The sequence below is a fragment of the Aeromonas sp. D3 genome (assembly GCF_027705025.1).
Taxonomy (GTDB): domain Bacteria; phylum Pseudomonadota; class Gammaproteobacteria; order Enterobacterales; family Aeromonadaceae; genus Aeromonas; species Aeromonas salmonicida.
The window spans coordinates 70499-95572 of the sequence record NZ_JAPDBE010000016.1; the positions used below are offsets into that span (position 1 = coordinate 70499).

Genomic DNA, 25074 nt, shown 5'->3' on the forward strand with positions numbered 1-25074 from the left:
CAACCTACAAAGCAGAAAATAATGTAGGTTAGTTCGAAGTGAAATGAAGTGAAGCCTAACGTTTATCAGCCATAAAAAATGCCGCCCATTGGGCGGCATTTTTCTATCAGAGATAACAGGCTAACTAACTTACCAGCCGGTTACTTCACGCAGGGCCTTGCCGATATCGGCCAGGGAGCGCACGGTTTTCACGCCTGCATCTTCCAGGGCGGCAAATTTCTCTGCTGCGGTGCCCTTGCCACCGGCGATGATGGCGCCCGCATGACCCATGCGCTTGCCAGCCGGGGCTGTGACGCCTGCTATGTAGGAGACCACCGGCTTGGTGACGTGGGCCTTGATGTAGGCTGCCGCTTCTTCCTCGGCGCTGCCGCCGATCTCACCGATCATCACAATCGCTTCGGTCTTGGGATCGTTCTGGAACATCTCCAGGATGTCGATGAAGTTGGAACCCGGGATGGGGTCACCACCGATACCGACGCAGGTGGACTGGCCGAAGCCCTCGTCCGTGGTCTGCTTGACCGCTTCATAGGTAAGGGTGCCGGAGCGGGAGACGATGCCCACCTTGCCCGGCTTGTGGATGTGGCCCGGCATGATGCCGATCTTGCACTCACCCGGGGTGATCACACCCGGGCAGTTCGGGCCTATCATACGCACGCCGGTTTCCTGCAGCTTCACCTTGACCTCGAGCATGTCCAGGGTCGGGATGCCTTCGGTGATGGTAACGATGAGCTTGATGCCCGCATCGATGGCTTCCAGGATGGCGTCTTTGCAGAACGGCGCTGGCACATAGATGACGGAAGCAGTGGCGCCTGTGGTTTCAACCGCATCACGCACTGTGTTGAACACCGGCAGGCCCAGGTGGGTGGTGCCCCCCTTGCCTGGCGACACGCCGCCGACCATCTGGGTACCGTAGGCAATCGCCTGTTCGGAGTGGAAGGTACCCTGACCGCCGGTGAAGCCCTGGCAGATCACCTTGGTGTCTTTGTTGATCAGAACGCTCATTATTTGGCCTCCGCTGCTTTAACCACTTGCTGAGCTGCGTCAGTCAGACTCGTTGCGGCGATGATATTGAGGCCGCTGTCGGCCAGTTTACGGGCACCCAGTTCGGCATTGTTGCCTTCCAGACGCACTACCACGGGCACCTTGACCCCCACTTCCTTTACCGCACCGATAATGCCTTCCGCGATCATGTCGCAGCGCACTATGCCGCCGAAGATGTTGACCAGTACGGCCTGCACCTTGCTGTCGGAGAGGATGATCTTGAAGGCCTCGGTCACGCGCTCCTTGGTGGCGCCGCCGCCGACGTCCAGGAAGTTGGCCGGTGAGCCGCCGTGCAAGTTGACGATATCCATGGTGCCCATGGCCAGACCGGCGCCGTTGACCATGCAGCCGATGTTGCCATCGAGCGCCACATAGTTCAGCTCCCACTGGGCGGCATGCGCTTCGCGGGGGTCATCCTGGGAAGGATCGTGCATCTCGCGCAGCTTGGGCTGACGATACAGGGCGTTGGCATCGATGTTGATCTTGCCATCCAGGCAATGCAGGTTGCCCTGGGCCGTGATCACCAGCGGGTTGATTTCCAGCAGCGCGAAGTCGCAATCCAGGAACATCTGGCCCAGACCCATGAAGATCTTGGTGAACTGCTTGATCTGATCACCGACCAGACCCAGCTTGAAGGCCAGCTCGCGGGCCTGATAGGCCTGCGGGCCCACCAGCGGATCGATGGCGGCTTTGTGAATGAGTTCCGGGGTTTCGTGGGCAATCTTTTCAATATCCACGCCACCTTCGGTAGAGGCCATGAAGACCACGCGACGGCTGCCACGATCGACCACGGCGCCCAGATAGAGCTCCTTGGCGATGTCGGTGCAGGATTCCACCAGGATCTTGGTCACCGGCTGACCGTTGGCGTCAGTCTGATAGGTCACCAGATTCTTGCCGAGCCAGTTCTGGGCAAAGGCGCGGATCTCGTCCTTGCTCTTGGCCAGCTTGACGCCGCCCGCTTTACCGCGGCCGCCGGCGTGGACCTGGCACTTGACGACCCAGGTGGTGCCGCCAATTTTATCGGCCGCTTCGGCCGCTTCCTGCGGGGTTGCACAGGCATAACCTTCGGAGACCGGCAGGCCATACTCGGCAAACAGCTTTTTTGCCTGATATTCATGCAGATTCATAGATGCTCTATCCGTGTTGTAGGTATTTCCGTCCGGGGCTCGTGTTTCTCAATCCCCTGTGAAGGGGGCCTCAAGGGCCCCTTGTTATCTTTCTAGTTCGCTCAGAATTTTGCTGATTGCCTAGACATCCAGCAACAGACGGGTCGGGTCTTCCAGCAGCTCCTTGATGGAGACCAGGAAGCCCACCGACTCACGACCGTCGACGATGCGGTGATCATAAGAGAGGGCCAGGTACATCATGGGCAGGATCTCGACCTTGCCGTCAACCGCCATGGGTCTGTCCTGGATCTTGTGCATCCCCAGGATGGCGCTCTGGGGCGGGTTGATGATGGGGGTGGACATCAGGGAGCCAAACACACCACCGTTGGTGATGGTGAAGTTGCCGCCAGTCAGTTCATCCACGGTCAGCTTGCCGTCACGGCCCTTGCCAGCCAAGTCTTTGATGGCCTTCTCGATGTCGGCCAGGCTCATGTTGTCGCAATCGCGCAGCACAGGGGTCACCAACCCGCGGGGGGTAGAAACGGCGATGCTGACGTCGAAATAGTTGTGGTAAACGATGTCATCACCGTCCAGCCCGGCGTTCACTTCCGGATAGCGTTTCAGGGACTCCACCACCGCCTTGACGTAGAAGGACATGAAGCCGAGCTTGATGCCGTGCTTCTTCTCGAAGATCTCGCCGTACTGCTTGCGCAGCTTCATGATGGGCGCCATGTTGATCTCGTTGAAAGTGGTCAGCATGGCAGTGGTGTTTTTGGCTTCCAGCAGACGCTCGGCAATGCGCTTGCGCAGACGGGTCATGGGCACGCGCTTCTCGGTGCGACCCACCAGCGGCGCTACTGCTGCCACAGGCGCAGCTGCGGCCGGCGCGGCGGCAGGTTTGTTGCCACCCTTGATGAAGGCTTCCACGTCTTCCTTGGTGACGCGACCACCCTTGCCGGTGCCGGTCAGTTTGGCAACGTCGATGGCGTGCTCGGCCACCAGACGGCGAACGGAGGGGCTCAAGCCATCTGCGCCGTCGTCGGCAACCGCTTCCACCGGCTTCTCTTTGGTCTCTTCACCGGCCACGGGAGCCGGCTTGAGCATGGCGATCAGCTGGCGGGACAACACGGTCGCCCCTTCCGCTTGCAGGATGTCACCCAGAATACCGGCTTCCGGCGCGGGGACTTCCAGCACGACTTTATCGGTTTCGATGTCAACCAGTACTTCGTCACGGGCAACCAGATCACCCGGTTTCTTGTGCCAGGTGGCGATGGTGGCGTCCGCCACTGATTCCGGCAGGTCCGGTACCTTGATCTCGATAGTCATGTAATCAGTTCCTTGTTACTTCTTGTTCAGGGCTTAGGCCAGAGTAAGGGCGTCTTCCACCAGGGCTTTCTGCTGCTTGGTATGGACCGACATATAACCGACGGCGGGTGAAGCCGAGGCCGGGCGACCGGCATAACGCAGACGGGCACCGCTTGGCAGCACGCCATCGTAGTGATGGCGGGTGCAGTACCAGGCGCCCTGGTTCTGCGGCTCTTCCTGACACCAGACGAAATCGGTGACATGGGCGTAATCGGCCAGAATGGCGCGCACTTCCGCTTCAGGGAAGGGATAGAGCTGTTCGATACGCACCAGCGCCACGTCCTGCTGTTCGGCCTTGCGACGGGCATCGAGCAGGTCGTAGTAAACCTTGCCGGAGCAGAACACCACGCGCTTGACCGCTTTCGGATCCAGGGCATCGATCTCGCCGATGGCATTCTGGAAGGTGCCTTCGGCCAGCTCTTCGAGCTTGCTCACCGCCAGCGGATGGCGCAGCAGGGATTTGGGCGACATCACGATCAGCGGACGGCGCATGGGGCGCACCACCTGACGACGCAGCATGTGGAATACCTGAGCCGGGTTGGACGGTACGCACACCTGCATGTTGTGCTCTGCGCACATCTGCAGATAACGTTCCAGCCGCGCGGAGGAGTGCTCAGGCCCCTGTCCCTCGTAACCGTGGGGCAGCAGCATGGTCAGACCGCACATACGGCCCCACTTCTGCTCACCGGAGGAGAGGAACTGGTCGATCACCACCTGGGCCCCGTTGGCAAAGTCGCCAAACTGGGCTTCCCAGATGGTGAGACCGGCCGGCTCGGCGCTGGCATAACCGTATTCAAACGCCAGTACCGCCTCTTCGGACAAGACGGAGTCGAAGACTTCGAATGGACCCTGTTCGTCGTGGATGTTGCACAGCGGCGTGTAGGTGCTGGCATCGTTCTGATTGTGCAGCACGGCGTGGCGGTGGAAGAAAGTACCACGGCCGGAATCCTGACCCGTGATGCGGATGCGGGCCCCCTTGTCCACCAGGGTGGCGTAGGCCAGGGTCTCGGCAAAGCCCCAGTCCACCAGCTTCTCGCCGGCCGCCATCAGACGGCGGTCTTCGTAAATCTTCTCGACCTGACGCTGCAGCGTGTGGGCGGCCGGGTACTGGCTGATGCGCTCACCCAGTGACTTGAGGTGGTCCATCGCCACAGTGCTGTCATAGTGCATGGCCCAATCGTGACCCAGGTACGGGGTCCAGTCGACGGAGTGCAGCTCCATCGGACGCCACTCTTTGACCACTCGCTCCCCCTTGTCCAGGGCATCGCGATAGTCATTGACCTGGGTGGTGGCCAGCTCCTGGGTGATGCTGCCTTCGGCTACCAGCTGATCGGCGTAAATCTTGCGCGGAGTCGGGTGCTGCTTGATCTTCTGGTACATCAAGGGCTGGGTCGCGCTCGGCTCGTCCGCCTCGTTGTGACCGTGACGGCGGTAGCAGACCAGCTCGATCACCACGTCGCGCTTGAAGGTATTGCGGTAATCCAGCGCAATCTGGGTCACCAGCACCACGGCCTCCGGATCATCCCCGTTGACGTGCAGCACGGGGGCCTGCACCGCCTTGGCGATGTCGGTGCAATATTCGGTGGAGCGCACGTCACGCATGTTGGAGGTGGTGAAACCCACCTGGTTGTTGATGACGATGCGCACAGTCCCGCCCACGCCATAGGCACGGGTCTGGGACATGTTGAAGGTCTCGGCAACCACACCCTGACCGGCGATGGCCGAATCACCGTGAATGGTGATGGGCAGGACGCTGGAACCATCCTTGTCGCCACGTCTGTCCATCCGCGCACGGACGGAACCGATGACCACCGGGTTGACGATCTCGAGGTGAGACGGGTTGAAGGCGAGCGCCAGGTGCACGTTGCCGCCCGGGGTGGCGAAATCGGAGGAGAAGCCCATGTGGTACTTCACATCCCCTGTGCCCCAGGACTCGCCATGCTTGCCGGCGAACTCGTCGAACAGCTCTTGTGCCCGCTTGCCAAGCACGTTGATCAGCACGTTCAGGCGGCCACGGTGGGCCATGCCGATGACGGCCTCTTTGCAACCCTGCTCACCGGCGCGACGGATCAACTCCTTGAGCATGGGCACCATGGCATCGCCCCCTTCCAGGGAGAAACGCTTGGCACCTGGGAACTTGGCACCCAGGTATTTTTCCAGCCCTTCGGCCGCGGTCAGGCTCTCGAGAAAACGGGTCTTCTCTTCGAGGCTGTAGTTGCCCTTGGCCTCGATGGATTCGAGTCTGTCCTGCAGCCAGCGTTTCTCCTCGGTAGAGGTGAGGTGCATGTAATCGGCACCTATGCTGCTGCAGTAGGTTTTCTTGAGCGAGGCGTAGAGATCGGAGAGCACCATGGTCTCGCGACCTATGGCATAGGAGCCGACATTGAAGGTGGCCTCCATGTCTGCGCCCTGCAGGTTGTGGAAAGCAGGATCCAGTTCGGCAACGGTTTCACGGGTCCAGAGACCAAGGGGATCCAGATTGGCATTCTGGTGACCGCGGAAACGGAAGGCGTTGATCAGTTGCAGCACGCGCACCTGTTTCGCATCCACTTGCGGATCTGAGACGGGGGCACTGTAACGGGAGGGATCCTTGGCCAGACGACGGAAATAATCGCGGACTCGGGAGTGAGGTTGTTCAACCGCGTGGCCATTGACCTGAGGCAGCGCGCTAAACAGGCTGCGCCACTCTTCGGCTACGGATTCAGGGTCTTCCAGGAAGGATTCGTACAAATCCTCAATATAGCTTGCATTCGCACCAGCCAGGTGAGATGACTCCAACCAGGCCTTCATCACGCCGTTATGCATTTCTATCCCTTGTACATCTTGTTCACTGCAGCGCAGCTTGTAGGGTCATAGCCATCCCGGGACGGGATGGCTATCCAGAGGTCGGGCCCGGCGCAAGGCGTCCTGGCCCTGGTATCAAACAGCCCGATTGAGCAGCATCGACTTGATCTGACCGATGGCTTTGGTCGGGTTCAAGCCCTTGGGACAGACGTTCACGCAGTTCATGATGCCGTGGCAACGGAACACGCTGAAGGCGTCATCCAGGTTACCCAGTCGTTCGGTGGCGGCGGTGTCGCGGCTGTCAGCCAACCAGCGGTAGGCTGCGAGCAGACCGGCCGGGCCGATGAACTTGTCCGGGTTCCACCAGAAGGAGGGGCAAGAGGTGGAGCAGCAAGCACAGAGAATACACTCGTACAGGCCATCCAGCTTGGCGCGCTCTTCGGGGGATTGCAGGTGCTCACGCACGGGCGGCAATTTTTCATCGTTGATGAGGAAGGGTTTGACCTTCTCCCACTGGGTGTAGAACTGGGTCATGTCGATCACCAGATCGCGTATCACCGGCAGGCCAGGCAAGGGGCGGATAACGACGTTATTGCCCTTCTTCAGCAGATCGGAGAGCGGGGTGATGCAGGCAAGACCATTCTTGCCATTCATGTTGAGACCGTCTGATCCACAGACTCCTTCGCGGCATGAGCGGCGGAAGGCAAGCGTGGGATCCAGCTCTTTCAACTGGATCAGTGCGTCGAGCACCATCATGTCGGAACCTTCAGGAATATCAAGACGATATTCCTTCATATAGGGGACGTTATCAACATCCGGATTGTATCTGTAGACAGAGAATGTGACGTTCATGTTGTTTGGCTCCGCAATCGTTAAGTCCGCACCTTGGAGAAGAGAGATGGGAATGCCTCCCACCTCTTCACAGACCGGCGAATGTAGCGATACGCCGATAATGTGCCCTTCATGGTGCTTGTCTCCACCATCGGTCAGTAAGTCCGCACCTTGGGTGGGAATGCCTCGCGTGTTTTCGGAGACATGTTGACAGCGCGACGGGTCATGGACTCGGTGTCCGGATGATAGAGGCTGTGGCACAGCCAACCCTCATCGTCGCGATCCGGGAAATCGAAGCGGCTGTGAGCACCACGACTCTCGGTACGGAAGTTGGCCGCCACCGCGGTGGCAAACGCCGTCTCCATCAGGTTGTCCAGCTCCAGGCACTCGATGCGCTGGGTGTTGAACTCCTTGGATGTGTCATCCAGACGGGCATTCTTCAAACGCTCGCGGATAAGCTTGAGCTCGGCCAGCCCTTCGGCCATGGCGTCACCTTCACGGAATACGGAGAAGTTGTTCTGCATGCAGGTCTGCAGGTCCTTGCGGATCTGGACCGGGTCTTCCCCATCGCGGGTGTTTTCCCAGCGATTGAAGCGGGCCATGGCCGCGTCGATGTCAGACTCGCTGGCATCGCGACCGTGGTCCATCTCGCCCAGGGTATTGACCAGGTGCATGCCGGCCGCGCGGCCAAACACCACCAGATCCAGCAGCGAGTTGCCGCCGAGGCGGTTGGCACCGTGCACGGAGACGCAGGCTATCTCCCCTACCGCAAACAAACCGACCACAGGAACATCATTGCCGTCTTTATCCTGGGCCAGACACTGGCCGTTCACGTTGGTCGGCACGCCGCCCATCATGTAGTGGCAGGTCGGGATAATCGGGATGGGCTCCTTGACTGGGTCCACGTGGGCGAAGGTGCGAGAGAGCTCGCAGATCCCAGGCAGACGGGATTCCAGCACCTCTTTGCCGAGGTGATCCAGCTTGAGCTTGATGTGCGGGCCCCAGGGACCATCGCAACCACGGCCTTCGCGGATTTCGATCATGATGGAACGAGCCACCACATCGCGACCGGCCAGGTCCTTGGCGTTCGGCGCGTAACGCTCCATGAAGCGCTCGCCATCCTTGTTCAGCAGATAGCCACCTTCACCGCGACACCCTTCGGTCACCAGTACCCCTGCCCCGGCAATGCCGGTCGGGTGGAACTGCCAGAACTCCATGTCCTGTACGCCGACGCCAGCGCGCAGCGCCATGCCGACACCGTCACCGGTGTTGATGTGGGCATTGGTGGTGGACTGGTAGATACGACCAGCGCCGCCGGTGGCAAGCACTGTGGCCTTGGCCTTGAAGTAGACGACTTCGCCGCTCTCCATGTCGATGGCGGTACAGCCAACGATGTGACCATCCTGGTTTTTCACCAAGTCCAGCGCATACCACTCGGAGAAGACAGTGGTCTTGCTCTTGACGTTCTGTTGATAGAGGGTGTGCAGCAGGGCGTGACCGGTACGGTCAGCAGCAGCCGCGGTACGAGCCGCCTGCTCGCCACCAAAATTCTTGGACTGGCCGCCAAACGGACGCTGGTAAACGGAGCCGTTGTCGAAACGGGAGAAGGGCAAGCCCATGTTCTCCAGCTCATAGATGGCCTCGGGGCCTGTCTTGCACATGTATTCGATCGCTTCCTGGTCTCCGATGTAATCGGAGCCTTTGACGGTGTCATACATGTGCCATTGCCAGTTGTCATCGTGGGCATTGCCCAGCGCAACCGTGATCCCGCCTTGGGCGGAAACAGTATGAGAACGGGTCGGGAAGACCTTGGACAACAGAGCGCAGCTCTTGCCGGATTGGGCAATCTGCAGCGCGGCGCGCATACCGGCACCACCGGCACCGATCACGACCGCATCAAATTCACGAGTTGGAATAGTCACCTTACACACCCCACAGCACGACGAAACCAGTCATCAGATAGACAAACAGCACCACGACCAGCGCAAATTGCAGTGCGCCACGCAGTCCCACCGGCTTGATATAGTCAGTCAGCACCTGCCACAGACCAATCCAGGCGTGGATCAGTACGCACAGCAGGGTCAACAGGGTGAATACCTTGGTGAAAGTTTTGACGAAAAAGCCGGTCCATACCTCGTAGCTGATGTCATTGAAGGCGACAAAACCAACCAGATAGAGGACGTAAGCCGTCATGATGAGGGCGGTGGCGCGGATCAGGATGTAATCATGAACACCGCTGCGCCCGAATGTTGCAGAATTGGTTACCATACCAGTACCCCCGCCAATACCGCCAAAATCGCGGTGATCACGAAGGCCACACGGGCACTCTGATTACCGGATTCCAGCTCTTCCCAATAGCCCATGTCCATGACCAGGTGACGCAGACCGCCCACAATGTGGTAAGCCAGCGCAGTCAGGATCCCCCACAACACGAATTTGACCAGGAAGTTGTCCATGATGGACACCACTGTTTCAAATCCTTCGGGAGAGGCGAGTGAAGTACCAAGCATCCACAGCAAGATAGAGAGCGCCACAAAGGTGATCACCCCTGAGACACGATGCAAGATGGAAGCGATGGCGGTGACAGGAAAGCTGATCGTCTGTAGGTCGAGGTTTACAGGTCTCTGTTTATTTTTCACGGCTTTGCCCACTCAGCTCCATTGAGCACGTTAGTTATTGTTTTTACACGCTTATGAGGGCACGGAGTGGCATTTGTTAGGTTTTTGTTACCAAAACAACTCGGGAAAGCCAAAAATAACATTTTCAATATCACATCCGGCTTTGCGAAAGCGTTTCAAACACCGACAGCCATCACCCACGAGGCGCAGTATATCGGCGGGCTTAACCAATGACAATCAATTAGCTACAAAGAAAACTCAAAACCGTAAACCAGATCTCACAACTCATTTAACAAATCATTAATGATCATCCAGCAAAATTGACAACGACCCTGAACTCTGTTTCAAATAAGGCGCTCCAGCCGCCCTGGTACGGGTCAGAACCTTTGCCAGCGTCATCAAACTCGTAATAAAGTAGAGCTGGAACCAATTATAAAAGAGCAAAGGAGACGTGCTATGGCTGATAAGATAGCCACCCTACATCTGCCCGGTAAAGACCCGGTAGAACTACCGATCCTGTCAGGGACTGTCGGACCCGACGTGATTGACGTCAGAAAATTGGGCGCGCAAGGGTACTTCACCTTTGACCCCGGATTTATGGCAACCGGTGCTTGTAAATCATCCATTACCTATATCGACGGCGATCAGGGTGTCTTGCTGCACCGTGGTTACCCCATCGCCCAGTTGGCCACCCAGGCCAGCTACCTCGAAGTCTGCTATATCCTGCTGTACGGCGAGGCGCCCACCAAGGCGCAGTACACGGAATTCGATCGTCTGGTCACCCGCCATACCATGGTGCACGAACAGATCGCCTTCTTCTTCCGCGGCTTCCGTCGTGACTCCCACCCCATGGCCATCATGTGCGGCGTGGTCAGTGCGCTGTCTGCCTTCTATCACGATGCGCTCGACATCAACAATGAAGAGCATCGCGAGATCTGTGCCTTCCGTCTGCTCTCCAAGATGCCGACCCTGGCCGCCATGTGCTACAAGTACTCCATCGGTCAGCCGTTCATGCAGCCGCGTAACGCCCTCTCCTATGCCGGCAACTTCCTGCACATGATGTTTGGCGTGCCGACCGAAGAGTACAAGGTCAATCCAATCGTCGAACGCGCCATGGACCGCATCTTTACCCTGCATGCGGATCACGAGCAAAACGCCTCCACCTCCACAGTGCGTCTGGCCGGCTCCTCCGGTGCCAACCCGTTTGCCTGTATTGCCGCCGGGATCGCCTCCCTGTGGGGTCCGGCCCACGGTGGTGCCAACGAAGCCTGCCTCAAGATGCTCGAAGAGATCGGCTCGGTGGAACGCATTCCCGAGTACATCGCCAAGGCCAAGGACAAGAACGATCCCTTCCGTCTGATGGGTTTCGGTCACCGTGTCTACAAGAACCACGATCCCCGTGCCCAGGTGATGCGTCAGACCTGTCACGAAGTGCTGGAAGAGCTGCAGATCAAGGATCCGCTGCTGGAAGTGGCCATGGAGCTGGAACGCATTGCGCTGTCCGACCCCTACTTCATCGAGAAGAAGCTCTACCCGAACGTGGACTTCTACTCCGGCATCATCATGAAGGCCATCGGCATCCCCATGTCCATGTTCACCGTGATCTTCGCCATCTCCCGTACCATCGGCTGGATTGCCCACTGGAACGAAATGCACTCGGATCCTGATCAGAAGATCGGTCGTCCGCGTCAGCTCTATACAGGGCAACCACTGCGGGAATTCACTCCTATCGATCAGCGCTGATGCCCTGAGTCGACATGGTTTGTTACCAAGGCGGTCATTGACCGCCTTTTTATTTGCCGCTCTAATGCCCCTTTTCGATCACAAAGGAGTCCATCATGAGACCACTCGTCTTCAGTGCCGCCCTGCTGCTCACTGCCTGCCAGAACGCCCCCGCCCCGTCACAAGGGGAAACGCTCTACATCAACAGCCAGCTGGTTGACTGCGTCGGTGTCGGCCCCATGCAGTGCATGCAGGTTCGCAGCGATGAACAGCAAGCCTGGGGCCTCTTCTACCAACAGATTGAAGGATTCCAGTTTGAACCCGGCTACCGGTACCGCTTGACCGTCAGCAAGGAGCAGCTCACCGATGTACCGGCGGATGCCCCCTCTCTGCGTTATCGCCTGATCAAGATCGTCAGCAAGCAGGCAGCCCGCTAAAGGCTTGCCATCAAAGGCATCGTTTGGAAATGATCGTTCAGTTCCTGGCCGCATTCTGATAGGCTGGCAAACGCACACATTAATTAATCAGCGTACCCAGGCAGCGATGCCCTCTCACTATGATCACGATCCGTACCACCAGGGCCAACGACTGGCCTACCATCATGGCCATTCAGGACGAGTGCTATCAGCAGCTGGATCCTGAGCCCCTCGAGGTCATGAGCAACAAGGCCGACCTGGCTCCCGACTGCTGCTGGGTGGCCGAATATCAGGGCAAGGTGCTGGGTTACCTGCTCTGCCATCCCTGGCAAGCCCACCAGCCACCGTCCCTGTCGGTACGGATGCAGACCCTGGCGGGAAACGACGAGTTCTATCTGCACGACCTGGCCGTCTCAAAGCAGGCGCGCGGCAAGGGCGTTGGCCAGCTGCTGCTGGAGACCGCCCTTACCTTTGCCAGTGAGGAAGGTTATGAACATATGGGTCTGGTAGCGGTACAGGATGCGGCTCGCTTCTGGCACAAACAGGGCTTTGTCCCTGCCGCTACACCCAAACCACTTAACGAATATGGTGAAGGCGCCGTGTACATGCGGCGGCCCCTGCCAGACCCTGCTTGAGGGTCGCCCCGCAGCCAATAAAAAAGGCGCCTTTCGGCGCCTTTTTTCACATCATCGAGTCATCAAGCCTTGAACTTGCTGAATACCAGTGATGCGTTGGTACCGCCAAAGCCGAAGCTGTTGGACATGACGGTATTGAGATTGGCCGCTTCGTACTCGCGTACTATGGGCAGACCTTCGGCCTTCTCGTCCAGGGTCTCGATGTTGATGCTGGGGGCGATAAAGCCATGTTCCATCATCAGCAGGGAGTAGACGGCCTCGTGCACGCCGGCAGCGCCCAGCGCATGGCCAGTCATCGCCTTGGTGGCGGAGATCTTGGGGCCCTGGGTGCCAAACAGTGTCTGGATGGCTTCCAGCTCCTTGGTATCACCGACCGGGGTAGAGGTGCCGTGGGTGTTGATGTAATCCACCTTGCCAACACCCTGCATCGCCATCTTCATGCAACGCACGGCGCCTTCACCGCTCGGAGCAACCATGTCGTAGCCATCGGAGGTGGCACCGTAACCGGTCAGCTCGGCATAGATGTGAGCACCACGGGCCAGGGCGTGTTCCAGCTCCTCGACCACCAGAATGCCACCGCCACCGGAAATGACGAAACCATCGCGGTCAGCGTCATAGGTACGGGACGCTTTTTCCGGGGTGTCGTTGTACTTGGTGGACAGGGCGCCCATGGCGTCGAACTGTATGGTGGAGGACCAATCCAGCTCTTCACCGCCGCCGGCGAAGACCACATCCTGCTTGCCCAGCTGGATCAGTTCCATGGCATGACCGATGCAGTGCGCAGAGGTAGCACAGGCGGAACTGATGGAGTAGTTCACACCCTTGATCTTGAACGGAGTGGCCAGACAAGCGGAGGTGGTGGAAGACATGGTACGCGGCACCATGTAGGGGCCCACCCGCTTGACGCCTTTTTCACGGGCGATATCGCAGGACTCAGAGGTGTTCTTGCCGGAGGCACCACCGGAACCGACCACCAGGCCGGTACGCTCGTTGGAGACCTGATCTTCCTGCAGACCGGCATCATCAATGGCCTGTTGCATGGAGAGATAGGCATAGGCCGCAGCGTCACCCATGAAACGTATGACTTTACGGTCGATCAGTTCAGACGGCTCGAGTTTGATGTTACCCCAGACACGGCTGCGCAGGTTGTGCTGCTCGAACTGCTCGGAATAGGTGATGCCGGATTTACCTGCTTTCAGGGAGGCCAGCACTTCTTCCTTGTTGTTGCCGATACTGGAGATGACGCCGATACCGGTGATCACTGCTCTTCTCATTAATTCATCTCGTCTGGAAAAACTGGCGCCAAGTCTACCCGCTTTCGGCTGCCAAACTGGTCTGCTTTCACGTAGAATGCCCGCGTTCTTATGACGCGAGCAGAGGGAAACGTGAGTCAAACATCCTTACATCATGCCCGATTGGACTGGAATGAAGCGGGAACTCCAGTCTCCAGTGACTTCGGGGATGTGTACTTTTCCAATGATAACGGTCTAAGTGAAACCCGCTACGTCTTTTTGCAGCAAAATGGGTTGCCAGCGCGATTTTCGCACCACAATAGTGACAGTTTCGTGATAGGTGAAACAGGTTTCGGCACAGGCCTTAACTTTCTGGCGACAATGAAAGCCTTCCTGGAACAGGCACCCCAAACCGGCAACGGCGCCCGTCTGCACTTCATCAGTTTCGAAAAATTCCCCCTCACCCGTGACGATCTTCGCAAGGCGCTGGCCGCCTGGCCCGAGCTTGCCCCCTTCAGCCAGACACTCATAGCACAGTGGCCACTGCCCGTCCCTGGCTGCCATCGTCTGCACTTTGCGGGCGGCCGTATTCGACTCGATCTCTGGCTTGGGGACATCAAGGAGATGCTGCCGCAAGTACCTCATGGTGAACAGGGGCTGGTGGATACCTGGTATCTGGATGGATTCGCACCGGCAAAAAATCCCGAGATGTGGACGCAAGACTTGTTCGACGGCCTGGCCCGCCTTGCTCGTCCCGGTGCAACCCTCTCCACCTTTACCAGCGCCGGCTTCGTACGTCGTGGCCTGATTGCCGCCGGCTTTGCCATGAAGAAGGTCAAGGGCCATGGCAGCAAGTGGGCAATGCTGGCAGGCGAGCGGGTAGATAAGAGACCACAGCGCACCATTGCCCCCTGGTATGCCAGACCGGCGGGGCGAGATGGCGAGGTAGTGATCATCGGCGGCGGCATCGCCTCGGCCATGACGGCGCTCTCTCTGGTAGAGCGGGGCCGCAAGGTCACTCTGCTTTGCGAGGACAATGAACTGGCTACCGGTGCCTCCGGCAATCGACAGGGGGCACTCTATCCCCTGCTCAACGGCGAGCACGATGCCTTGTCACGCTTTTATTCACTGGCCTTCGGCTACGCACGCCAACGGCTGCTGACCCTGGCCGAGCGCCATCCCATCGCCTTTGATTTATGCGGTGTGGTGCAACTTGGCTATGACGACAAATCCACCGCCAAGCTGGCCAAGATGCAACAGGGCCCCTTCCCGCACGCGCTGATGCGCCCGCTGACGCCCGTTGAAGCCGAACACGAATGTGGTCTGCCCTCGGGTCATGCCGGGGTCAGCTATCCGTTGGGGGGCTGGCTCTGTCCGGCCGACCTCACCCGCGCAGCAATAAAGGAGGCGCAGGCAAGCGGTCTGCTGCAAGTGGAGTACGATTGCCCTGTCACGGCTGTTCATGAGCAAGTGGATGGTTGGCTGGTTGCAAGCCGTGAGAGTCGTCAATGGCAGGCCCCCAATCTGGTAGTGGCTGCTGGCCATCAGTTGCCAGCCCTGCTCCCCTTTGCCGAGCTGCCACTCTATCCGGTGCGCGGTCAGGTGAGCCATGTGCCGACCACTGCAACCCTGAGCCAGCTCAAGACGGTGCTCTGTTACGATGGCTATCTCACGCCAGCCCATGATGCAGAACACTGCATCGGCGCCAGCTATGGCCGCAATCAGAGCACACAGGGATTCAGCGCAGAAGAACAAGCTCAGAACCAGGCTCGGCTGCAAGCCTGCCTGCCGGACCAGGCCTGGCCAGCAGAGGTGGATGTAAGCAGCAATGAGGCCAGGGTCGGCGTGCGCTGCGCCAGCCGGGATCACCTGCCGGTGGCAGGGCCTGTAGTCAGGTTGGCAGGGTTGGCGGATCACTACGCCCGGCTTCAGCGTGATCAACAAAACCCGGCGCCGCTACCGCTTCATCCCGGCCTATACGTGCTGGGGGCACTCGGTTCGCGGGGCCTGTGCTCGGCGCCTCTGTGCGGCGAACTGATCGCCAGCGAGATCTGCGGCGATCCCTTGCCACTGGCCACCGACCTGCTGGAAGCGCTTCATCCTGCCCGCTACTGGATACGCAAGCTGCTCAAGGGCAAGCCCCTCAATTAGCCCATTGGTGCAGCTGACGGCTTGGATACAATAAAAACGGGCTCCCCGATGGGAGCCCGTTTTATCGCTTGTCATGCATGTCGATGTGCTAGATGCCTTTGGGCCAGACCAGCCCAAGTTTGCGGCCATGATCGGTCTGCTGCTGCAACAGGGTGAAACGCTCACTGGTGCTGGCAAGCACCTCCTGCCCCTGCTGCCAGGCCTGATATTGCAGGGCTGCGCAATCGCGCGCCACCGGCAGTTGTACCAGCTTGATGCCAAGCAGACTGACGCTCTCCAGCAGTATGTCCTTGTGGCGGCTCTCGTAGTCGAACATGGCGCCCACCAGCGCGTCCCATTTCTGCCGCTCGGCAGCGGAAGCTCTGGCCTTGTCCATCCAGTTCGGCACCATCACCTTGATGCGGGTCATGACCTTGACCTGTTCCAGCTCGCAGCGGCTCACCCCGGGGCGGGTCTGCAGTTGCCAGGAAAGTTGGTAACTGGCCATGCCGATATGGCCTCTGGCCTGGGCAGGCCCCTGTTTTGCTATCTGCCGGGCCACACTGGCGACATCCTGCCCAAAAACCCGATAAAACTGGAAATCCACCTTGATATCCGGCTCCACCTTGATGCCGGCATAATGCGACGTTTCGGCCCCGACCGTAGCAGCATGGAGCAAGAGTGCCACCATGAAAACTTTGCTGACCATGCCCATTTATGCTGCCTTGACCTCGTTGATGACTGAAGTGTTATTTTCATTAATAATCAACGTATTAATAGACGAAACAAGAGATTAACCGCGTTCCCGTCGGCAGTCATCTACTCCCGTCACAAAGACTATGTGCCAGCCAGACAAGTCGCAACCCCGCGTCCCCATTGATTTGCAAGCGAGATCACAAGTGATGACCAACATCATGGTGAGTTACCCCTTATTAGATAATAATCGCCGAGTTTTCTGTTGATGCTTTCCGCAATTGACCAGATTAACCGCCAAGTTAACCCATGAAATGCATCCACCTTCATTTCGTACTCAGGAACTCACTCTATGATGGAACTCCTTATTGGTACCCTGGTCACCCTGACCGTGGGGCGCTACATCTTCAAGGGCTACTCGGCCACCGGGGTACTGCTCAGCGGCGGTTTGCTGCTGCTGACCATTACCGCCCTGATGGGCAAGACGGTGCTGCCCGCCAGCGTCACCTCCACCGGCCATGTCGCCACCGATATCTTCGAATATGTGCGCTTCCTGCTGGTGGATCGTGGCGGTGGCCTGGGCATGCTGATCATGGTGCTGTGCGGTTTTGCCGGCTACATGAGCCACATCGGCGCCAACACCATTTTGGTGAAGCTGGCCAGCAAGCCGCTCGGCATCATCAAATCCCCCTACATACTGCTGGTGGCCGCCTATCTGGTCGCCTGTGCCATGTCGCTGGCGGTGAGCTCTGCCACCGGTCTGGGCGTACTATTGATGGCCACCCTGTTCCCGCTGATGGTCAACATGGGGATCTCCCGTGGCGCCGCAGCCGCTGTGTGTGCTTCTCCTGCCGCCATCATTCTGGCACCCACCTCGGGTGACGTCGTGATGGCCGCCCAGGCCGCCAACATGGAGCTGCTCGACTTTGCCTTCAAGCTGACCCTGCCCATCTCGCTGGTGGCCATCGCCGCCATGGCGGTCGCCCACTTCTTCTGGCAGCGTTATCTTGACCAGAAATCGGGCGAGCACAACGAGCCTGTCGCACCGAGCGATCTCATCACGGATGCTCCCGGCTTCTACGCCATACTGCCGTTTACCCCCATCATCGGCGTGCTGCTGTTTGACGGCAAAGTGGGCCCCAAACTCGACATAGTGACCATCATCGTCATCTGTCTGGTGCTGGCTGCCTTGCTGGAGCTGGTGCGCAAGCGCAATGGCAAGGATCTGCTCGACGGTCTGCAGGTATGCTGGCGCAGCATGGCTGACGCCTTCGCCGGCGTGGTCATGCTGCTGGTGGGTGCCGGTGTGTTTGCCCAGGGTCTGATGGGGCTGGGCTTCATAGCGAACCTCCTGGATCTGGCCCAGAGCTTTGGCACCGGCGGTATCGTCATCATGCTGGTACTGGTGGTCATCACCACCCTGGCCGCCTTTACCACAGGCTCCGGCAATGCTCCCTTCTACGCCTTCGTGGAGCTGATCCCGCACCTGGCCACCAGCCTTGGCGTCAATCCCGCCTATCTGGTCATCCCCATGCTGCAAGCCTCCAACCTGGGTCGCACCATCTCGCCCGTCTCCGGCGTGGTGGTTGCCTGTGCGGGCATGGGCAACCTCTCCCCGTTCGAGGTGGTCAAACGCACCTCGGTACCGGTCGCCGTCGGCCTGGTGGTGGTGATCCTCGCCACCCAGATCATGGTTCCCGCCTGAGATCTGCGTTGGACCAACGCGGTTCCCTGAGCAGGCTCCCGCTTGGTCCTTCTCTTCCCTTACTAGCCCGGCGTCCTGCCGGGCTAGTATCTTCCCCCGAGGTTGGAGTAGACTCGGTGCTCTTTTTCTCTAAGGAGGACCGAGATGAGTATTACGGTTCAACTTGCCCATTTCAGTGACTGCCACTCCCATTTCGATGGCGCCCCCATGCGCTTCTTCCCTGTTGGCGAGTCAGAATGGCGCACCCCGTGTGGCGGCTATGCCCGCATTCTTACCAGACTCACCGCCCTGCGCCAGCAGGCTGATGCGGCGGGCCAGACCTGCCTGTTCCTGCACGGTGGCGATACCTTTCAGGGGTCACTCTATTTCAACCGTTTCAAGGGACGGGCCAATGCCGACTTGCTGAGCCTGTTGCGACCCGATGCCATGGTGATCGGCAATCACGAGTTCGATCTGGGCAACGGTCCTCTGGTGGAATTTTTGCGCCAGCTCGATTTTCCCGTGCTGGCCGCCAACCTCGACAGCAGCCAGGAGCCGGCCGATACCCCGCTGCGCCTGCAGGGCCTGCCCATGCTTCATGATGCCAGCCGTCCCTGGCACAAACGCATCATAGACGGCGTCCCCTTTGCGCTGCTTGGCATCACGCTGCCGCAGATGGCCGCCATCGCCAATCCGGATCCCCATACCCGCTTTCATGGTATCGATGACACCCTGACCGCCGCGCTCGGCGAGATCAAGGCTGCGGGCATCCACCACATTATTTTGCTTAGCCACCTGGGACTGGAGCAAGACAAGCGCCTTGCTACCCGCTTTCCGGAACTGAGCCTCATCATTGGCGGCCATACCCACAGTCAACTGGGGGATCTCGCGCCCTTGGGGCTCGAGAGCGATGGCAGTTATCCGTTGATGGTGAACGAAGTGGCTATCCTCCATGCCGCCCACAGCGCGCTCTGCCTGGGGGTATGCGAGCTGGAGTTTGATGCCCGCGGGCGTGTGAGTCGCAGTCAAGGCCAACTGGAATGGTTGCCCTGGCAACCCTGGCCGTTTGCCTCAGAGCCCCCTGCCGGGCTGTACTTCTGCGAGCCGGCCCCCGAGCTCGAGCAGCATCTGGCCAAACGCTACCGGCCCGAGCTCGAGACCATGACCCAGCGCATCGTGACCCGTCTCGCCGGGCCGCTCCATCATCAGCGCCTGCCCGATGCCAATCTGCCCGCCGGCAGCCAGGTTGCTCCGCTGGTGGCCCACGCCATGCTGATCGGTGCCCGCGAACAGGTTGGTCAGGTGGATTTCGCCCTGCACAACGCAGGGGGGGTGCGCTGCTCCCTGGAGCCTGGTCCCTTGAGCGAAGCAGACATCGCAGGTCGCCTGCTCCCGTTTGCCATACCCCTCACCCTCTACCGGGTGCATGGCCATGAGCTGGCTGAGGCGCTGGAAGGCGCCATCGACAACGCCACCAACAACGGCGTGACGGGCAATGGTAACGGCAGCTTCCCCTACACAGCCGGGATGCGCTTCTGTTATCAGGCTGATCGTCCCAAGGGGGCCAGGATCACCCGTCTGGAGTGGGAAAGCGCGCCAGGCTGCTGGCAGCCAGTCGAGGCAGACGCCATCTATCGGGGAGTATCCAGTGCCTATACCGCCTCCGGCAAAGAGGGCTACACGGCGCTGGCTCGCACCCTGACCCAGCACAATCAGGAGCTCGGCATTACGCTGGCGGATGCCTTCATCCGCTGGGCCCGTTATCTGCCCGAGCTCGCAACCCTGCCGGAGCTGGTGGAGTATCACGGCCCTCACGCCATGCCGTGAGTCGGCGGGTAAGGGACTCACGTTCCCGCTTCTCCTTCCTGTGTCAGAAAAAGTGCCGCTTTCTTGCCGGGAAGCGGCACTTTTGCAAATTATTTCAAGCACATTACCCTCGCCCATTGCATAGCGCAGTCAGGCTCGGCAAGATAGGCCCGCTTTCGAGACTTCCCAGCAGGAACAGGTCACCCATGAATCATGCCATCCGTTTTACCGCTCCTCGTGTCAATCCGGGCCTAAGGCCGCTAGTCATCCTGCTCACCGGTCTGCTGGCCTTGCTGTTTTGTCTGCGCAATCCGCTGTTTCATGGCATGGCCCCCGGTTTCGATGCCTCGTTGTTTGCGGTGATGGGCAAGATGTGGAGCGAGGGGGGGGTGCTCTATCGGGACATGATCGACATCAAGGGCCCCATGATCTTCGCCCTCGATGCGCTCGGTTATCATATGGGCGGTTTCTTCGGGATCTGGCTGCTGGAATGGGCGCTCTGCTGGCTCGGTCTGCTGGCCAGCTGGCAGGCATTCGCTCAGCTTGGCCTCTCCCTGCGCGCACGCCTCGGTACCATGCTGGCAGTGCTGGCGCTCTACAGCACCCGCTATTACTACGGCAACATGACAGAGGACTGGACATTCCACCTGGCCCTCATCGCCCAGTGGGCCTTCATCACCATGCTGCTGGACAAACGCTTCAGCTGGGGCCCAGCCCTGGTGGCGGCGCTGACATTTGCCATCGTGGCCTGGATGCGCACCAACAACGGCGCCTTCTGGGGCGCCTGGTATCTGGTACTGTTCTGCCATTGGTGCCTGCGCGAACAGTGGCGTTGCGCCCTCGCCCTGCTCTTTTCCAGCCTGCTGGGTCTGGCCCTGATTGGCGGCCCCCTGTTCGCCTACTTCCAGCACCACAGCCTGCTGGCCGAATTCAAGTATTACGCCTTCGACATCTTCTTCGAGGGCAGCTACGGCACCGGCTTCTCACCGGATGTGGGCAGCGTCGGCCTGCTGCGCACCGGCCTCATCATGCTGCTGCCCGCCTTCATCGTCCTGATGATGGGCCGGCGTCAGGAGTGGTATCTGCCCGCCCTGTGCGCCACCCTGTTTGGCGTGATCTTTACCCTGATTGCCAACTCTGTCTCCGGCCATGTGTTTGATCACTACGACGTTCTCTATCTGCCGCTGGCCCTGCTGCCGCTCGCCTGTCTGCTCGATCGCAGCGAACAGCAGGCCGATGGTCTCGGCCTGCTCTGCATCTCGCTGGTGGTGCTGACTGCCAGCTGGCTGCTGGCCCAGCAGCTCGGTTATGGCTGGAGCACCAAGGAGTGGTCGCTGGAACGAGTACGGGAAGTGCTCGGCAACAGCCTGCTGTGGGCCTTGCCCGTGCTGATCCTGGTGCCCCTGTGGCGCGCCTGGGATGTGCGCAGTGCCACCCCCTGGCTAGCCTCGCTGGCCATGCTTGCCCTGTTGCTCAACAACGCCTGGGAGGGCAGCCTGAAGGGCAAGCCGTTCAACCCGCCAGCCCAGGTGCGGGTCGACCGGATCAAGGCCGAAACCGGCCCGACCGACAAGATCTGGGTCGATGGCATTCAGCCGCAATACTATCTGTGGACCGATCGCCAACCCGCATCGGCCTACCTCTTCTTTGCCAACGTCAATCCGCCCTACGATGTGCGTGAGCGGGTGCTGGCCGACATCAAGCGCCAGAGCCCCAAGTTCATCATCGCCAAACCAGAGCGGGTTGCAGACGAGCTGAAAAAACCGACAACCCCATCCAGTCTCGCCTTCTATCAATATCTGGTGAGCCAGTATGAAGAGGTGGATCCGGGTCTCTATCGCAGGCGCTGATCCCGCTCCATCGCCGAAAAGGGCCGTCATTGATCGCAGTGACGGCCCTTTTGTTTGGGCAGACGACCCGTTTCGGGCAAGCGCAAGCCCTATCCAAGCCGACGCGGGATGACTACAATGACGCTCTTTTTTGATGTGACGAGTAACAAACCATGGCGGAACTGACCTATCTCGGGGGCTATCCAGACCCGCTCAAGGCCCAGGTACAACAGCTGATCGCGGCAGGCAAGCTTGGGGATATGCTGGAAAAACGCTACCCGGACAGTCACCTGATCCAGAGTGACAAGGCATTGCTGGGTTACACCATGGAGTTGAAGAATCGCTACCTCAAAAGCTCGGCGCCCCTTTCCAAGGTGATCTTCGACGGCAAGATCAACGTGATCAAGGATGCCCTCGGTCTGCACACCTACGTCAGCCGGGTGCAAGGCAACAAGCTCAAGGCCAAGAACGAGATCCGCATCGCCGCCTTGTTCAAGGAGGCCCACCCTGCCTTTTTGAAGATGATAGTGGTGCACGAGCTGGCCCACCTGAAAGAGAAGGATCACAACAAGGCCTTCTACCAGCTCTGTCAGCACATGGAGCCGGACTATCATCAACTGGAGTTTGATCTCAGGCTCTGGCTTACCTGGCGTGACCTTGAGCGTGCCGCTCGCTGATCGATAGCCGTTTCAAGGAGGAAACATGATCTCATTTCGCCGCCCCCCGTTGCCGCGCACCCGTTCCGTCATGTTCAAGGGATGGCTGACGGGAGTGTGGATCATGATGGCGCAGCTACTGGCGCTGCCCCTCACTGCCGCCGAGCGCTGGCAGAGCGATGCGTATCTCATCGACAGTTTTTTCGAAGTCGTCATGAAACGGGAGTATGGCGAGGAGCAGAACGTGCGATTTGCCCGCTGGCAACAGCCCATCCGCCTCAAGCTCATCAACGAGTTTGGCGACAAACCGCTGCAAACCGAAGTGGTCAAGATCCAGAGCCAGCATCTGGCTGGCATCATAGGCCGCCCCATCACCCTGGTGAACGACAAACCCAACATCACGCTCATCATGACCGAACGTGCCCGGATGGCGAGCTGGGCCAAACGGACCATGGGCCAGGGTGCGGCCATCACGACGGCGCTCAAGGAAGGGCTCTGTATGGCCAACTTTGCCATCAATGCCCGTTACGAGATAGCACGCGCCACCATCATCATTCCCGTGGATTACAGCCGCGCCAAGGGACGTTTTCTCGACTGTGTGGTGGAAGAGCTCACCCAGGTGATGGGGCTGCCCAATGACTCTGACAAGGTGTTCCCATCCATCTTCAATGACAACAGCATCGACAGCTTCCCCACCGGACTCGACTATGTGCTGCTCAAGCTCGCCTATCACCCTGCCCTGCACGCTGGCATGACGGCCGCCGAAGTGCGTGCCGCCCTGCCTGTCGCCATCAAGGCACTTCGCGCCAATGGCGAAATAACCCAGGCCGATCAGAGAGTCCAGGTCAACAGCCTCAAACGGTGGGCCGGATTGTAAGCGCATCTGTCTTCAGCAGAGGCTGAACAGTGCGAGTCGCAACATAGCCAGATACAGAAAACGCAGCCCAAGGCTGCGTTTCATTTGATCAGATAATCCGATTTCAGGCCTGGCCAGCCATATTTACGCTCATGCGGTAGCCATCGAGCCTCAGGAGGCGGCGTTTTCCGGCATCCAGCTGTCGGCGTTCTCCCACACCTCCTGCACCATGGCCTCCGCCAGCTCCTTGTCTTCCTTGCTGGCACGGCTGACCGTCATCGCCATGGCGCCGCCCGGCGCGACCCGCACATGCAGGTCGGGGAACTTCTCGCCCAACTGCTTGAGCAGCTCCTGACGCAGCGCCTCCATGGTAGTGGTGGGGATCTGATGTTTCTTGTCGATGATGATTTCCAGACGCATAGGATAAGTCTCCATGATTTATAACTGTATTTTTATACAGTAAAAATCAAAAGTAAAGGAGGGATTATCTGCTTCCCCAAGCAGGCCTTCAATCAAAGTTGCAGTGACGTCGCAGATAACCGGTTTTCCTGCTCCCGGGCGGCTCATACCCGCCCGTTTTATGCTCCATGCCCCCTTCATCTACCCTGATAACGCCCTAAAAAATAGTTGATATTCATTCTCAACAGGAGCATGATTTAATTGTTATAAGATAACATATCAATTTATAGAGCGAGTATCATGCGCCCCAACATTCACCCCGAATACCGTCAGGTCCTGTTTCACGATCTGACCGCCAACACCTATTTTCTGGTGGGTTCCACCCTCAAGACAGACCGCACCAAATTGTGGGAAGACGGCAAGACCTATCCCTATGTGACGCTGGATGTCTCCAGTGCCTCTCACCCCTTCTATACCGGCAAGCAGAAGCAGATCGGCAAGGAGGGCCAGGTCGCCCGCTTTGGTCAACGTTTCGGCCAATTCTTCAACAAAGGAAAAGACAAGTCATGAAAGTGCTCTCCTCCCTCAAATCAGCCAAGTCGCGCCACCCGGATTGCCAGATTGTCCGTCGCCGCGGCAAGCTGTTCGTGATCTGCAAGAGCAATCCCAGATTCAAAGCCCGCCAGCGCTGAGCAAGTCAATCCCTTCACTGGCTCTCCAGTCGCAGGGCAATAGAGAAGACGCCGGCTTGAGGCTAATGCAAGTCAGTTAAGGGAATTTGAGTCCCAACCCGCGTGGTATAAGGGCTAAAAGAGAGGGAGGCATGATGCCTCCCTCTTTCTATTGAATGCCAATCAGGGCAAGGCTTTGAGGCCAATTTGCTGTTTTGTTTTGCAGCTCTTTTTTCTATTCAAATAAATGAATAAAAAAATCAAATAAGTGCTTATCTGACTGGCATTACCGGCTTGAGGCCGGCGTCTTCTTCACCATGGGTGTAACACAGATCAGAGCAGGTGAACGGAGGCGGTGTTGGTGGTGCCGCTCGGTACCAGGGCACCGGAGACCATGACAACCACGTCACCCTTCAGACCCATGCCGCTTTCCAGCGCCGCTTCTTTACCGATACGATAGAAATCGTCGGTAGAGGCGATGCTGTCAACCACGTGAGTCACCACGCCCTTGGTCAGTACCAGCTGGGCAGCGGTTTTCTTGTTGGTGGTGATGGCCAGGATCCAGGCTTGCGGGAAGTACTTGCGAATGGCCTTGGCAGA

23 protein-coding genes are annotated in these 25074 nt (G+C 58.8%); 11 read left to right on the forward strand and 12 right to left on the reverse strand.

The features are described 5' to 3' along the window. Positions 1-129 precede the first annotated feature (129 nt). From sucD to sdhC, 8 genes are all read right to left on the reverse strand, one after another. Complete coding sequence (gene sucD, locus OKC28_RS11410) at positions 130-1002, reverse strand: succinate--CoA ligase subunit alpha (RefSeq protein WP_005310908.1); 873 nt, start codon at positions 1000-1002, stop codon at positions 130-132. Continuing rightward, positions 1002-2168 (reverse strand): ADP-forming succinate--CoA ligase subunit beta, encoded by a 1167-nt coding sequence (sucC, locus tag OKC28_RS11415; protein ID WP_005310904.1) that lies wholly within the window; start codon positions 2166-2168, stop codon positions 1002-1004. The genes sucD and sucC overlap by 1 nt, the downstream gene beginning before the upstream one ends. A 120-nt stretch (positions 2169-2288) precedes the next feature. Next, a complete protein-coding gene (odhB, locus tag OKC28_RS11420; protein WP_011898799.1) occupies positions 2289-3473 on the reverse strand; it encodes a 2-oxoglutarate dehydrogenase complex dihydrolipoyllysine-residue succinyltransferase in 1185 nt (394 codons plus the stop codon). A 33-nt stretch (positions 3474-3506) separates the two neighbouring features. Further along, positions 3507-6317 (reverse strand): 2-oxoglutarate dehydrogenase E1 component, encoded by a 2811-nt coding sequence (gene sucA / locus OKC28_RS11425; protein WP_256688229.1) that lies wholly within the window; start codon positions 6315-6317, stop codon positions 3507-3509. Between the two features lie 114 nt (positions 6318-6431). After that, the gene (locus tag OKC28_RS11430) at positions 6432-7148 is read right to left on the reverse strand and encodes a succinate dehydrogenase iron-sulfur subunit (RefSeq protein WP_005310899.1); all 717 of its coding nucleotides are present in this window, start codon (positions 7146-7148) and stop codon (positions 6432-6434) included. Positions 7149-7282: 134 nt separating this feature from the next. Continuing rightward, complete coding sequence (gene sdhA / locus OKC28_RS11435) at positions 7283-9049, reverse strand: succinate dehydrogenase flavoprotein subunit (protein WP_034524204.1); 1767 nt, start codon at positions 9047-9049, stop codon at positions 7283-7285. A gap of 1 nt (position 9050) precedes the next feature. Then, positions 9051-9395 (reverse strand): succinate dehydrogenase, hydrophobic membrane anchor protein, encoded by a 345-nt coding sequence (sdhD, locus tag OKC28_RS11440; RefSeq protein ID WP_256688228.1) that lies wholly within the window; start codon positions 9393-9395, stop codon positions 9051-9053. After that, entirely contained in the window at positions 9389-9778 is a 390-nt protein-coding gene (gene sdhC, locus OKC28_RS11445; protein WP_005300207.1) for a succinate dehydrogenase cytochrome b556 subunit, read from the reverse strand. The genes sdhD and sdhC overlap by 7 nt, the downstream gene beginning before the upstream one ends. Positions 9779-10201: 423 nt before the next feature. Here sdhC and OKC28_RS11450 point away from each other — a divergent pair, with 423 nt between their 5' ends. The 3 genes from OKC28_RS11450 (at position 10202) to OKC28_RS11460 (ending at position 12518) form a co-directional block, all read left to right on the forward strand. Beyond that, positions 10202-11488 (forward strand): citrate synthase, encoded by a 1287-nt coding sequence (locus OKC28_RS11450; RefSeq protein ID WP_021140441.1) that lies wholly within the window; start codon positions 10202-10204, stop codon positions 11486-11488. A 95-nt stretch (positions 11489-11583) separates the two neighbouring features. Then, positions 11584-11904 carry a DUF4377 domain-containing protein gene (locus OKC28_RS11455; protein WP_021140440.1) on the forward strand — a complete coding sequence of 107 codons (321 nt, stop codon included), beginning with the start codon at positions 11584-11586 and terminating at the stop codon, positions 11902-11904. Between the two features lie 119 nt (positions 11905-12023). After that, positions 12024-12518, forward strand: a complete 495-nt coding sequence (locus tag OKC28_RS11460) for a GNAT family N-acetyltransferase (protein WP_021140439.1) — start codon at positions 12024-12026, stop codon at positions 12516-12518. Positions 12519-12580: 62 nt separating this feature from the next. On the opposite strand, the gene fabB is transcribed toward OKC28_RS11460, so the two are convergent. Then, positions 12581-13792 (reverse strand): beta-ketoacyl-ACP synthase I, encoded by a 1212-nt coding sequence (fabB, locus tag OKC28_RS11465; protein ID WP_256688227.1) that lies wholly within the window; start codon positions 13790-13792, stop codon positions 12581-12583. 90 nt (positions 13793-13882) lie between these two features. On the opposite strand from fabB, the gene mnmC reads away from it, so the two are divergent. Next, positions 13883-15901: a bifunctional tRNA (5-methylaminomethyl-2-thiouridine)(34)-methyltransferase MnmD/FAD-dependent 5-carboxymethylaminomethyl-2-thiouridine(34) oxidoreductase MnmC gene (mnmC, locus tag OKC28_RS11470; protein ID WP_270689259.1), complete on the forward strand. Its 2019-nt coding sequence runs from the start codon at positions 13883-13885 to the stop codon at positions 15899-15901. Positions 15902-15989: 88 nt separating this feature from the next. Here mnmC and OKC28_RS11475 read toward each other — a convergent pair whose 3' ends face one another. Then, entirely contained in the window at positions 15990-16589 is a 600-nt protein-coding gene (locus tag OKC28_RS11475; protein ID WP_256688225.1) for a DUF922 domain-containing Zn-dependent protease, read from the reverse strand. 336 nt (positions 16590-16925) lie between these two features. Between OKC28_RS11475 and dcuC the strand changes: the two genes are divergently transcribed. The 5 genes from dcuC to OKC28_RS11500 all read left to right on the forward strand — a co-directional run bounded on the left by dcuC (position 16926) and on the right by OKC28_RS11500 (position 23425). After that, the gene (dcuC, locus tag OKC28_RS11480; protein WP_059114290.1) at positions 16926-18278 is read left to right on the forward strand and encodes an anaerobic C4-dicarboxylate transporter DcuC; all 1353 of its coding nucleotides are present in this window, start codon (positions 16926-16928) and stop codon (positions 18276-18278) included. A 144-nt stretch (positions 18279-18422) separates the two neighbouring features. Further along, the gene (locus OKC28_RS11485) at positions 18423-20084 is read left to right on the forward strand and encodes a bifunctional metallophosphatase/5'-nucleotidase (RefSeq protein WP_270689262.1); all 1662 of its coding nucleotides are present in this window, start codon (positions 18423-18425) and stop codon (positions 20082-20084) included. Between the two features lie 185 nt (positions 20085-20269). Further along, a complete protein-coding gene (locus OKC28_RS11490) occupies positions 20270-21913 on the forward strand; it encodes a hypothetical protein (RefSeq protein WP_059167568.1) in 1644 nt (547 codons plus the stop codon). Positions 21914-22065: 152 nt separating this feature from the next. Beyond that, on the forward strand, positions 22066-22569 hold the full coding sequence (locus OKC28_RS11495; RefSeq protein WP_021140434.1) for a M48 family metallopeptidase: 504 nt from the start codon (positions 22066-22068) through the stop codon (positions 22567-22569). 70 nt (positions 22570-22639) lie between these two features. Beyond that, a complete protein-coding gene (locus OKC28_RS11500) occupies positions 22640-23425 on the forward strand; it encodes a DUF2927 domain-containing protein (protein WP_046400737.1) in 786 nt (261 codons plus the stop codon). Between the two features lie 150 nt (positions 23426-23575). On the opposite strand, the gene OKC28_RS11505 is transcribed toward OKC28_RS11500, so the two are convergent. Further along, entirely contained in the window at positions 23576-23824 is a 249-nt protein-coding gene (locus tag OKC28_RS11505) for a DinI family protein (RefSeq protein ID WP_021140432.1), read from the reverse strand. A gap of 279 nt (positions 23825-24103) precedes the next feature. Here OKC28_RS11505 and OKC28_RS11510 point away from each other — a divergent pair, with 279 nt between their 5' ends. Both OKC28_RS11510 and ykgO read left to right on the forward strand, forming a co-directional pair. Then, positions 24104-24373: a type B 50S ribosomal protein L31 gene (locus tag OKC28_RS11510; RefSeq protein WP_021140431.1), complete on the forward strand. Its 270-nt coding sequence runs from the start codon at positions 24104-24106 to the stop codon at positions 24371-24373. Further along, complete coding sequence (gene ykgO, locus OKC28_RS11515) at positions 24370-24495, forward strand: type B 50S ribosomal protein L36 (RefSeq protein ID WP_005300174.1); 126 nt, start codon at positions 24370-24372, stop codon at positions 24493-24495. Before OKC28_RS11510 ends, ykgO begins: the two co-directional genes overlap by 4 nt. Before the next feature lie 312 nt (positions 24496-24807). On the opposite strand, the gene OKC28_RS11520 is transcribed toward ykgO, so the two are convergent. Next, positions 24808-25074, reverse strand: a 267-nt coding sequence (locus OKC28_RS11520) for a pyruvate kinase alpha/beta domain-containing protein (protein ID WP_333562736.1), incomplete at its 5' end; no start/stop codon positions are given.